This window comes from Xanthomonas hyacinthi (genome assembly GCF_009769165.1).
GTDB classification, from domain to species: domain Bacteria; phylum Pseudomonadota; class Gammaproteobacteria; order Xanthomonadales; family Xanthomonadaceae; genus Xanthomonas_A; species Xanthomonas_A hyacinthi.
Map to the genome: position 1 here is coordinate 4,286,520 of NZ_CP043476.1, position 11,928 is coordinate 4,298,447.

Below are 11,928 nucleotides of genomic sequence, written 5' to 3' on the forward strand. Positions count from 1 at the left end.
TCCCCATGCCCAAGCGCACCGATCTAAACACCATCCTCATCATCGGCGCCGGCCCGATCGTCATCGGCCAGGCCTGCGAGTTCGACTACTCCGGCGCGCAGGCGTGCAAGGCGCTGCGCGACGAGGGCTACCGGGTGGTGCTGGTCAACAGCAACCCGGCCACGATCATGACCGACCCGAACATGGCCGACGCCGTGTACATCGAGCCGATCAACTGGCAGACGGTCGAGAAGATCATCGCCAAGGAAAAGCCCGATGCGCTGCTGCCGACGATGGGCGGGCAGACCGCGCTGAACTGCGCGCTGGACCTGGCCGACCATGGCGTGCTGGAAAAGTACGGCGTGGAACTGATCGGCGCCAAGCGCGAAGCGATCATGATGGCCGAGGACCGCGAGCTGTTCCGCGTGGCGATGGGCGAGATCGGCCTGGAATGCCCGAAGGCGGCGGTGGCGCATACCCTCGAGGAAGCGCTGGAGATCCAGACCCGGGTCGGCTACCCGACCATCATCCGCCCCAGCTTCACCCTCGGCGGCAGCGGCGGCGGCATCGCCTACAACCGCGAGGAGCTGATCGACATCGTCGGCCGCGGGCTGGAACTGTCGCCGACCAGCGAAGTGCTGGTCGAAGAGTCGGTGCTGGGCTGGAAGGAGTTCGAGATGGAAGTGGTCCGCGACACCGCGGACAACTGCATCATCGTGTGCTCGATCGAGAACCTGGACCCAATGGGCGTGCACACCGGCGACTCGATCACCGTGGCCCCGGCGCAGACCTTGACCGACAAGGAATACCAGCGCCTGCGCGACGCCTCGATCGCGGTGCTGCGCAAGATCGGCGTGGACACCGGCGGCTCCAACGTGCAGTTCGGCATCAACGCGCAGACCGGCCGCGTCGTCGTCATCGAGATGAATCCGCGCGTGTCGCGTTCCTCGGCGCTGGCCTCCAAGGCCACCGGCTTCCCGATCGCCAAGGTCGCCGCCAAGCTGGCGGTCGGCTACACCCTGGACGAACTGAAGAACGAGATCACCGGCGGCCTGACTCCGGCCTCGTTCGAGCCGTCGATCGACTACGTGGTCACCAAGATCCCGCGCTTCGCGTTCGAGAAGTTTCCGCAGGCCGATGCGCGGCTGACCACGCAGATGAAGTCGGTGGGCGAGGTGATGGCGATGGGCCGCACCTTCTCCGAATCGCTGCAGAAGGCGCTGCGCGGCCTGGAGACCGGCAAGATCGGGCTCGACCCGACCGGGCTGGACCTGGGCAGCGAGGACGACATGGCCGCGCTCAAGCGCGAGCTGAAGGCGCCCGGTCCGGAGCGGCTGTTCTACGTCGCCGATGCGTTCCGCGCCGGCATGAGCGTGGCGCAGGTGCATGCGCTGTCGTTCATCGATCCGTGGTTCCTGGACCAGATCGAGGACCTGATCGCGCAGGAGCAGCAGTTGGCCGCCGACGGCCTGGGCTCGCTGGACGCCGCGCGCCTGCGCACGCTCAAGCGCGCCGGTTTCTCCGATGCGCGGCTGGCCGAGCTGTGCGGCACCAACGAGGCGGCGCTGCGCGCGCTGCGCCGCGCGCACAAGGTGCGCCCGGTGTACAAGCGGGTGGATTCGTGCGCGGCCGAATTCGCCACCGACACCGCCTACCTGTATTCGACCTACGAGGACGAGTGCGAGGCCAAGCCCAGCGACCGCGACAAGATCATGATCCTCGGCGGCGGCCCCAACCGCATCGGCCAGGGCATCGAGTTCGACTACTGCTGCGTGCACGCGGCGCTGGCGCTGCGCGAGGATGGCTATGAAACCATCATGGTCAACTGCAACCCGGAGACCGTGTCCACCGACTACGACACCTCCGACCGCCTGTATTTCGAGCCGCTGACCCTGGAAGACGTGCTGGAGATCGTCGAGCTGGAGCGGCCCAAGGGCGTGATCGTGCAGTACGGCGGGCAGACCCCGCTGAAGCTGGCGCGCGCGCTGGAAGCCAACGGCGTGCCGGTGATCGGTACCAGCCCGGACTCGATCGACCTGGCCGAGGACCGCGAGCGCTTCCAGCAGCTGGTCGACAAGCTGGGCCTGAAGCAGCCGCCGAACCGCATCGCGCGCAACGCCGAGGAAGCGCTGCTGCTGGCGCGCGAGATCGGCTATCCGCTGGTGGTGCGCCCGAGCTACGTGCTCGGCGGCCGCGCGATGGAAATCGTCTACGGCGAATCGGACCTGGCGCGCTACGTGCGCGACGCGGTCAAGGTCTCCAATGATTCGCCGGTGCTGCTGGACCGTTTCCTCGACAATGCGGTGGAAGTGGACGTGGACATCATCGCCGACAAGGACGGCCAGGTGCTGATCGGCGGGGTGATGGAGCACATCGAGGAAGCCGGCGTGCATTCGGGCGACTCCTCGTGCTCGCTGCCGCCGTACTCGCTGTCGGCCAAGACCCAGGCCGAACTGCGCCGCCAGGTGGTGATGCTGGCCAAGGGCCTGAACGTGGTCGGGCTGATGAACACCCAGTTCGCGGTGCAGGTGGACGCGGCCGGCGACGACATCGTGTTCCTGCTGGAAGTGAACCCGCGCGCCTCGCGCACGGTGCCGTTCGTGTCCAAGGCCACCGGCATGGCGCTGGCCAAGATCGCCGCGCGCTGCATGGCCGGCAAGACCCTGGCCGAGCAGGGCGCGCTGAAGGAGATCGTGCCCGACTACTACTCGGTGAAGGAAGCGATCTTCCCGTTCGCCAAGTTCCAGGGTGTCGATCCGATCCTCGGCCCGGAGATGCGCTCCACCGGCGAGGTGATGGGCGTGGGCCGCAGCTTCGGCGCCGCGTTCGCGCGCGCGCAGGAAGCCGGCGGGATCAAGGCGCCGCCGCTGGGCAAGGCGTTCCTGTCGGTGCGCGACCCGGACAAGCGCCGCGTGCTGCCGGTGGCGCAGGCGCTGGTCGAGCGCGGCTACAGCCTGGTGGCGACCAGCGGCACCTGCGCGTGGCTGCGCCAGCACGGCCTGCAGTGCGACCAGATCAACAAGGTGGCCGAGGGCCGCCCGCATATCGTCGATCTGATCAAGAACGGCGAAATCGTGTATATCGTCAACACCACCGAGGGCCGTGCGGCGATCTCCGATTCGTTCTCGATCCGGCGCGAAGCCCTGCAGCAGCGCGTCACCTATTCGACCACCGTCGCCGGCGCGCGTGCGCTGGTGCATTCATTGGAATTCCGCGGCACCGGTCCGGTCTGGGCGCTGCAGGAACTGCACAAGGAGCTGGAAGCATGAGAGCCCCGATCACCCTGCAAGGCGCGCAGCGTCTGCGCGAGGAACTGGACCAGTTGAAGTCGGTCAAGCGGCCGCAGGTCATCGCCGCGATCGCCGAGGCGCGCGCGCACGGCGATCTGAAGGAAAACGCCGAGTACCACGCCGCGCGCGAGCAGCAGAGCTTCATCGAAGGCCGCATCAAGCAGCTGGAGAGCGAGCTGTCGCACGCCGAGATCATCGACGTCAGCAAGCTGGCGGTCGGCAGCAAGGTGGTGTTCGGCGCCACCGTGACCCTGGCCGACGTGGAAAACGACGAAGAGAAGCGCTATCAGCTGGTCGGCGATCTGGAAGCGGACATCAAGCTGGGGTTGATCGCGATCTCCTCGCCGCTGGCGCGTGCGCTGATCGGCAAGCTGGAAGGCGACAGCGTCAGCATCGACGCGCCGGCCGGGCGTCGCGAGTACGAGATCGTCAGCGTCGAATACGTCGGCTGACGCCGTGGCGGTCGCCACCTTGCTGTTGCCGGAGCGCGCGCGCCTGGCCGCTGCGGCGCTGACCGGCGAGGTGGCGCGGGCGTTCGGCCGCGCCGAGCGCGAGCGCCTGGAGTCAGGTTCCGAAGCGCAGCTGCGCCGCCATTTCGCGCTGCCGCCCGGGCACTGGCCGGTGGCGGCGCTGACCCGGCAACTGGATGCCGGCGATGCCGGCGACGGCGTATGGCTGCGCGCCGATCCGGCCTACGTGGTACCGGACATGCAGGGCGCGCGGCTGATGGCGCACGGCGACATGCTCGCGATCGACGCGATCGACCTGGCCGCGCTGCTGCCGTCGCTGCAGGAACTGTTCGCCGAGTCCGGCCTGGCGCTGGACGCGCCGGAGCCCAGCCGCTGGTATCTGCGCCTGGACCCGGGCAGCGTGCTGCCCGAGTTCGCCGCGCCGGCGCAGGTGCTCGGCGCCGATCTGTTCGACCACCTGCCGCAGGGCGAGGGCGGGCGGCGCTGGCGCGCACTGCTGACCGAGGCGCAGGTGCTGCTGCACCAGCATCCGTGGAACCGCGAACGCGGCGCGCGCGGGCAGCCGGCGATCAACTCGCTGTGGTTCTGGGGCGGCGGCGCGTTGCCGGCCACGGTGACCAGCGCGCATGCGCAGGTGCGCAGCCGCGAGCCGCTGCTGCGCGCGCTGACCCAGGCCGCCGGGATCGACGCCGAACAAGCGCCGCGCGTCGATGCGCTGGTCGACCTGCGCCAGCTGCGTGCGCCCGAGCAGTTCGTCGGCGAGGTGATGCAGCCGCTGCTCGAAGCGCTGCGCCTCGGCGAACTGCAGCACCTGCTGCTGGATTTCGAGGACGGCGTGCGGTTCCGGATCCAGCGCGAGCAGCGTTGGCGCTTCTGGCGGCGGCCGCTGGCGCGCCTGGACGCATGAGTCCGCCGCTGCGCATCACCCGGCGCCCGGCCGCCGAGGGCGGGCCGTGGACGGACGGCGTGCTGCCGCTGCTGCGCCGTATCTACACCGCGCGCGGCGCGCACGACGCCAGCCTGGCGCAGCCGAAACTGGCGCAGCTGCTGCCGCCGGACGCGCTCAGCGGCATCGACGCGGCAGTCGCCTTGCTGGCCGCGGCGATTGCTGCCGGCAAGCGCATCCTGGTGGTCGGCGATTTCGACTGCGACGGCGCCACCGCCTGCGCGGTCGCGGTGCGCGGACTGCGCCTGCTCGGTGCCGCGCAGGTGCTGCACGCGGTGCCGAACCGCATGGTCCACGGCTACGGCCTGTCGCCGGCGCTGGTCGCCGAACTGGCGCCGCTGCAGCCGGAGCTGCTGGTCACCGTCGATCACGGCATCGCCTGCCACGCCGGCGTCGCCGCGGCCAAGGCGCTGGGCTGGCAGGTACTGGTCACCGACCACCACTTGCCGGGCAGCGTGCTGCCGCCGGCCGACGCGATCGTCGATCCGAACCTGGCCGGCGACGCGTTCCCGAGCAAGATGCTGGCCGGGGTCGGGGTGATCTTCTACGTGCTGCTGGCCTTGCGCCGGCACCTGCGCGAGCGTGACGCATTCGCCGCGCTCGCGCCGGACCTGAGCGTGCTGCTGGACCTGGTCGCGGTCGGCACCGTCGCCGACCTGGTGCCGTTGGACGCCAACAACCGCGCGCTGGTGTCGGCCGGATTGCGCCGCCTGCAGCGCGGCGACGGCTGCGTCGGCCTGCGCGCCTTGATCGAGGCCAGCGGCCGCGATCCGGCACGGCTCAGCGCCGGCGACATCGGCTTCGCGCTGGCGCCGCGGCTCAACGCCGCCGGCCGCCTCGAGGACATGGCGCTGGGCATCGAACTGCTGCTGTGCGAGGACCCGCAGCAGGCGCGCGCGATCGCCGCCACGCTGGAACAGATCAACGGCGAGCGCCGCGCCGTGCAGCAGCAGATGACCGACGCGGCCGAGGCCACCGTGGCGCAGGCGCTGCTGGCCGCGCCGGATGCGCCGCCGGTGGCGGTGTGCCTGTTCGATGCGCAGTGGCATCCGGGCGTGATCGGCCTGGTCGCCTCGAAGATGAAGGACCGCCTGCACCGCCCGGTGATCGCCTTCGCCCCGGCCGAACCGGGCAGCGACCAGTTGCGCGGCTCGGCGCGCTCGATTCCCGGCTTCCATATCCGCGATGCGATGGCGGCGGTGGACGCGCGCCGGCCCGGGCTGATGGACAAGTTCGGCGGCCATGCGATGGCCGCGGGGCTGAGCCTGCCCCACGCGGCCTTGGCCGAGTTCGAGCAGCTGTTCCGCGAACATGCGCTGGCCAGCCTGGACGCGGCGTTGCTGCAGGCCGAATTGCTCAGCGACGGCGCGCTGGACCCGCACGAATTGGACCACCGCCACGCCGAGGCGCTGCGCCTGGCCGGGCCGTGGGGGCAGGGCTTCCCCGAGCCGCTGTTCGACGGCGAATTCGAGGTGCTGCAATGGCGCGTGCTGAAGGAGCGCCACCTCAAGCTGAGCCTGCGCTGCGCCGGCCGCGACGACGCGCTGAACGCGATCCACTTCAACGGCTGGCGCGGCAGCGAACCCGGCCGCCGCGTGCACATCGCCTACCGCCTGGTCGCCGACGACTATCGCGGCGGCGAAGCGGTGCAGTTGGTGGTGGAGCACTGCCGGAGCTTGTCGGGCTGATCCATGATCCTTGTCCCCTCTCCCCTCGGGAGAGGGGTTGGGGAGAGGGTACGGCGCGAAAGCGACTCGCAGAGTTGGGTGTATGAGGCTTGCGCCCGTACCCTCATCCGCCCCTTCGGGGCACCTTCTCCCGGTGGGAGAAGGAACAGCCAGGTGCATAGCCCCTCTCCCCTCGGGAGAGGGGTTGGGGTGAGGGTACGGAGCGAAAGCGACTCGCGGAGTTGGGTGCACGCCGCTGCGCCCGTACCCTCATCCGGCGCTGCGCGCCACCTTCTCCCGGTGGGAGAAGGGAACAGCCAGCCCCTCTCGCCCGCAGACGGCTTGGGTGAAAATAGGAGCAGCCGCATCGATGCAAGACTCAGCGGCCCGAGTACACCGCGCGAAGATTCTTGATAACCCCGCAGCGCCACACCGGACGTTCAAGCTGTACCGTCCCATCAAGGAGTGATCCATGTCGTACGTCGCGCGCAAAGGCCTGTGCTGGCTGTTGTTCTCGCTGTTGTCGGCCGCCGCCGTGCCGGGCTTGGCCCAGACCGCGCCGCAGCGGCAACTCCTGGCCCCGCTGCTGAAGACCGATCGCAGCGAACGCCCGGTCGAGCTGCGCTCGGCAACGGTGAGCGCACACGCCGCGGCCGGCCTGGCCGAAACCACGGTGGAGCTGCTGTTCTTCAACCCCAATGCGCGCGTGCTGGAAGGACAACTGGCGTTCCCGTTGCGCGACGGCCAGCAGATCAGCGGCTTCGCCTTGGACATCGACGGACAGATGCGCGACGCGGTGCCGGTGCCGAAGGCGCGTGGGCGGCAGGTGTTCGAGGCGATCGAGCGGCGCGGGGTGGACCCGGGCCTGGTCGAGCAGACCGCCGGCAACCAGTTCCAACTGCGGCTCTATCCGATTCCCGCACACGGCAGCCGCCGCGTGCGCCTGGTCTATCGCGAGTCGCTGCCGCGCACCGCCGGCGGTTGGCAGTGGCGGCTGCCGCTGGGGTATGCGGCCAGCGCCCAGGCGCTGCGCCTGGAGTTGAGCACGCAGGCCGCGCCGGTGGACACCGCGGCGTTGCCTGCGGGCCTGCGCCTGTCACCGGCGCCCGGCGGCTACGCGGCGGCGTGGTCGGGCACGCCAGCGCAACTGCCCAGGGAACTGGCGCTGTCGCTGCGCGCGGCCAGCGATCCACGCGTCGCGATCGGCAGCCACGACGGCCAACGCTACTTCCAGGCGCTGCTGCCGATCGCCGATCTGCACAGCGCACGCCCGTTGCCGCAGCGCATCGGCCTGCTGTGGGATGCATCGGGTTCGGCGCGGCAGCGCGACATTCCTGCGGAACTGGCCTTGCTGCAGCGCTATTTCGCCGCGCTGGGAAACGCGCAGGTCGATCTGATCGTGCTGCGCGACCGCGCCGAGGCGCCGCGCCGCTTCCAGGTGCGCGCTGGCGATTGGAGCGCGTTGAAGGCGACGCTGCAGGGCCTGCAGCCGGACGGCGCCAGCGCATTGGGCGATTGGCGGCCGGCGGCGGACGTGCAGGAATATCTGTTGTTCAGCGATGGCCTGGGCAACTACGGCGCGCAGGCCTTGCCGGCGCTGGCGCCGGGCCAGCGCCTGTATGCGGTCGATTCGGCCGGCGCCCATGCCGATGCCGCACGCCTGGCGGCGTCGGCGGAAGCGCGCGGCGGCCGCTTGATCGAGGTGCATGGCGTGCAGGGTGTGCAGCAGGCCAGCGAACGGCTGCTGCAGCGCGGCGGCGAACTGGTGGCGTTGCAGGGCGAGGGCGTCGCCGATCTGGTCGCCGATTCGCGCTACGCCGACGACGGCTATCTGCGCATCGCCGGGCGCCTGCTCGGCGACGATGCGACGCTGCACCTGGAGATCGCCACCGCCGCCAGCACGCGCCGCCTGAGCCTTCCGTTGCGCGACGCCAGCGAAGCGCCGGGCGATCTGGTGCCCGGCGCCTGGGCGCGGGCCATGCTGCGCCGCCTGGCCGCCGATCCGCTCGGCGACGCTGCGCGCCGCCAGCAGCTGGCCAGCCGCTTCGGCCTGGTCAGCACCGACACCTCGCTGCTGGTGCTGGAGAACGTGGACGACTACGTGCGCTACGACATCGCGCCGCCGCCGGCGCTGCGCGAGGCAGTGGCACGCGCGCAGGCGCAGCGCCAGCAGGAGCAGGGCGAGCAGCGCAAGCAGCGCATCGATCGCGTCGCCGAGGATTTCGCCCAGCGCGTCGCCTGGTGGCAGCGCACGTTCCCGAAGAACGCGCCGCCGCAGCCCAAGCCGCAAGGCGGCGAGGGTGACGCCCGTCGCGAGCGGCGGGACGACATTTCCCGGCCCGCACCGGCGATGGCCATGGCGCCGCCGCCGGCGCCCGCCGCGCCGATGCCGGTTGCGGAGTCCGCTGAGCTGGAGGCGGTGGTGGTCAGCGCCGCGGTTGCGGCACCGACGGACGCCGATGCGCCTGCCGGCGCGCCCGCGTCCACCACCATTTCCCTGGCATTGCAGCCGTGGCAGCCGGATTCGCCCTACGCCCGGCGCCTGCGCGCCGCCGCGCCGGAGGCGGTCTATCCGCTGTACCTGAGCGAGCGCGCCGCGCACGCCGACAGCGTGGCGTTCTACCTGGACGTGGCCGACGTGCTGTTTGAACGCGGCCAGCGCGAACTGGCGCTGCGCGTGCTGTCGAACCTGGCCGAACTGCAGCTGGAGAACCGCCATGTGCTGCGCGTGCTCGGCTACCGGTTGCTGCAGGCGGGCAGGGCGGACCTGGCGGTGCCGGTGTTCGAGCAGGTGCTGCGGCTGGGCGAGGAGGAGCCGCAGAGCTTCCGCGACCTGGGCCTGGCCTACGCCGCGCGCGGCGACGCGCAGGCCGCGATCGAACAGCTGTACCAGGTGGTCGCGCGCGACTGGGACCCCCGCTTCGACGGCGTGGCGCTGATCGCCTTGAACGAATTGAACGCGATCGTGGCGCGGTCGCCGCAGCCATTGCAGACCGGCTTCATCGACCCGCGCCTGCAGCGCAACCTGCCGCTGGACCTGCGCGTGGTGCTGAACTGGGACAGCGACAACAGCGACATGGACCTGTGGGTGACCGATCCCAACGGCGAGCGCTGCTATTACGCGCACCGCTCCACCTACCAGGGCGGGCAGCTGTCGCAGGACTTCACCGGCGGCTACGGGCCGGAAGAGTTCTCGCTGCGCCGGGCCAAGCCGGGCAAGTACAAGGTGGAAGCGAACTTCTTCGGCGATCGCCAGCCGCTGGTCACCGGCGCCACCACCTTGCACCTGCAGCTGAGCACCGGCTGGGGCAGTGCCACGCAGCGCGACCAGCAGGTGACGCTGCGGTTGAAGGACCAGAAGGAGACGATCCTGGTCGGCGAGTTCGAGGTGCGCTGAGGCGGTCCGCGCGCCGGCCATTGCTAAGTGGCCGGCGCGCTAAAATGCGCCATGTCCGCATCGCCCGCCACCAGCGTCTACGCCCGTTTCCTGCCGTGGCGCCGCAGTTTCGAGATCGGCTTCTGGGTCGCGCTGACCCTGGTCAATGGCAGCGCCAACAGCATTACCGTGCTGATCGACATCCGCCGCACCGGACTGCACTTCGCGGCGTGGGAGCCGGCGCTGTGGGAGTGGTCCAGCGGCCTGGTGTTCCTGCTGATCGTGCCGATCGTGGTGCTGTTGACCCGGCGCTATCCGCTGCACTGGGACAACTGGCGCCGGCGGTTGCCGGCGTATCTGTTGGGCAGCGTCGCGCTGTCGGTGCTGCATGTGTTGGGCATGGTCGCGATCCGCAGCGTGGTGTACCGGCTGCAGGGCCAGCACTACGACTTCGGCCCATGGCCGCAGGGACTGGCCTACGAATACCTGAAGGACGTGCGCAGCCTGGCCTCGATGCTGCTGTGCGTGGAGATGTACCGCTTCCTGCTGCGCCGCTGGCAGGGCGAGGCGGCCTTGCTCGGCGCGCCCGACGAAGGCCTGCCGGTGGAGTCGCTGGAACGCCCGGAGCGCTTCCTGGTGCGCAAGCTCGGCCGCGAGTTCCTGGTCGCCGCCGCCGACATCGAATGGCTGCAGGCCTCGGGCAACTACGTCAACCTGCACGTGCGCGGCCACGACTACCCGTTGCGCAGCACCATGGCCGCGATCGAGGCCAGGCTCGACCCGGCCGTGTTCGTGCGCATCCACCGCAGCTACATGGTCAACCTGGGCTGCGTGGTCTCGATCGAGCCGCTGGAGGCCGGCGAGGCGCGCGTGCACCTGCGCGACGGCAGCCATGTGCCGTGCAGCCGCCGCTACCGCGCCGCCTTGCGCACGGCGGCCGGGGAGGGCGAGGCGACGCTCGCCGAGTGATCGCTGCGCTGCTCGGCCCGGGCGCGGCGGCGCTCGCGCTGTGGCGCGGCGGCCGGAATTGCTAGAATCGCGCTCTTGTTTGCTGTTTGCCGGAATGCCGCCATGATCGAACTCAATCCCATCCGCCACCGCATCGCCGATCTGTCCGATCGGGTGCTGTCGCTCCGGGGGTTTCTTTGACTACGACGTCAAGAAAGAGCGCCTGGAGGAAGTGACCCGGGAGCTGGAAAACCCCGATATCTGGAACGACCCCGAGCGCGCCCAGAGCCTGGGCCGCGAACGCGCCAACCTGGAGAAGACCGTCGGCGGCATCGCCAGCGTGCTCGACGGGCTGAACGAGGCGCTGGAGTTCCTTGAACTTGCCGAGAGCGAGGACGACGAGGCCACCGCGCTGGCGGTGGTCGCCGATGTCGATCGCTTCCAGGCGCACGTGGAGAAGCTGGAATTCCAGCGCATGTTCTCCGGGCAGATGGACGCCAGCAACGCCTTCGTCGACATCCAGGCCGGCGCCGGCGGCACCGAGGCGCAGGACTGGGCCGAGATCCTGCTGCGCATGTACCTGCGCTGGTGCGAGTCGCGCGGCTGGAAGACCGAGCTGATGGAAGTCTCCGGCGGCGAAGTGGCCGGGATCAAGTCGGCCACGCTGCGCGTGGAAGGCGATTTCGCCTACGGCTGGCTGAAGACCGAGACCGGCGTGCACCGGCTGGTGCGCAAGTCGCCGTTCGACTCGGACAACCGCCGCCATACCAGCTTCACCTCGGTATTCGTGTCGCCGGAAGTGGACGACAACATCGACATCGACATCAACCCGGCCGACCTGCGCACCGATGTCTACCGCTCCTCCGGCGCCGGTGGCCAGCACGTCAACAAGACCGAGTCGGCGGTGCGCATCACCCACATTCCGACCAACATCGTCGTGGCCTGCCAGACCGGGCGCAGCCAGCACCAGAACCGCGACAACGCGATGAAGATGCTCGCCGCCAAGCTGTACGAGCTGGAGATCCAGAAGCGCAACGCCGAGCGCGACGCGGTCGAGGCGACCAAGTCGGACATCGGCTGGGGCAGCCAGATCCGCAACTACGTGCTCGACCAGAGCCGGATCAAGGACCTGCGCACCGGCATCGAGCGCACCGACACGCAGAAGGTGCTCGACGGCGACCTGGACGAATTCGTCGAGGCCAGCCTCAAGTCCGGCCTGGAAGTCGGCGCCAAACGCAGCGACGCCTGAACC

At 70.0% G+C, this 11,928-nt stretch carries 7 protein-coding genes; all 7 read left to right on the top strand.

The genetic code is table 11. The features are described 5' to 3' along the window. Window positions 1-5 precede the first annotated feature (5 nt). The 7 genes from carB (at window position 6) to prfB (ending at window position 11,925) form a co-directional block, all read left to right on the top strand. Window positions 6-3,248 (top strand): carbamoyl-phosphate synthase large subunit, encoded by a 3,243-nt coding sequence (gene carB / locus FZ025_RS18865; protein WP_104558975.1) that lies wholly within the window; start codon window positions 6-8, stop codon window positions 3,246-3,248. An 8-nt stretch (window positions 3,249-3,256) separates the two neighbouring features. Beyond that, window positions 3,257-3,721, top strand: a complete 465-nt coding sequence (gene greA / locus FZ025_RS18870) for a transcription elongation factor GreA (protein ID WP_170874001.1) — start codon at window positions 3,257-3,259, stop codon at window positions 3,719-3,721. Window positions 3,722-3,725: 4 nt separating this feature from the next. Then, the gene (locus FZ025_RS18875) at window positions 3,726-4,646 is read left to right on the top strand and encodes a phosphoglycerate mutase (protein ID WP_046980439.1); all 921 of its coding nucleotides are present in this window, start codon (window positions 3,726-3,728) and stop codon (window positions 4,644-4,646) included. Beyond that, window positions 4,643-6,373 carry a single-stranded-DNA-specific exonuclease RecJ gene (recJ, locus tag FZ025_RS18880; RefSeq protein ID WP_046980442.1) on the top strand — a complete coding sequence of 577 codons (1,731 nt, stop codon included), beginning with the start codon at window positions 4,643-4,645 and terminating at the stop codon, window positions 6,371-6,373. Before FZ025_RS18875 ends, recJ begins: the two co-directional genes overlap by 4 nt. Before the next feature lie 451 nt (window positions 6,374-6,824). Beyond that, complete coding sequence (locus tag FZ025_RS18885; protein ID WP_104558973.1) at window positions 6,825-9,749, top strand: VIT domain-containing protein; 2,925 nt, start codon at window positions 6,825-6,827, stop codon at window positions 9,747-9,749. A 51-nt stretch (window positions 9,750-9,800) separates the two neighbouring features. Further along, the gene (locus FZ025_RS18890) at window positions 9,801-10,697 is read left to right on the top strand and encodes a LytTR family DNA-binding domain-containing protein (RefSeq protein WP_046980438.1); all 897 of its coding nucleotides are present in this window, start codon (window positions 9,801-9,803) and stop codon (window positions 10,695-10,697) included. Window positions 10,698-10,799: 102 nt separating this feature from the next. After that, window positions 10,800-11,925 (top strand): peptide chain release factor 2 gene (gene prfB / locus FZ025_RS18895; protein ID WP_104558972.1). Its coding sequence is split into 2 segments (ribosomal slippage): window positions 10,800-10,874 and window positions 10,876-11,925, totalling 1,125 coding nucleotides; the frame shifts between segments, so codons are not numbered across the junction. The last annotated feature ends 3 nt before the right edge of the window (window positions 11,926-11,928 follow it).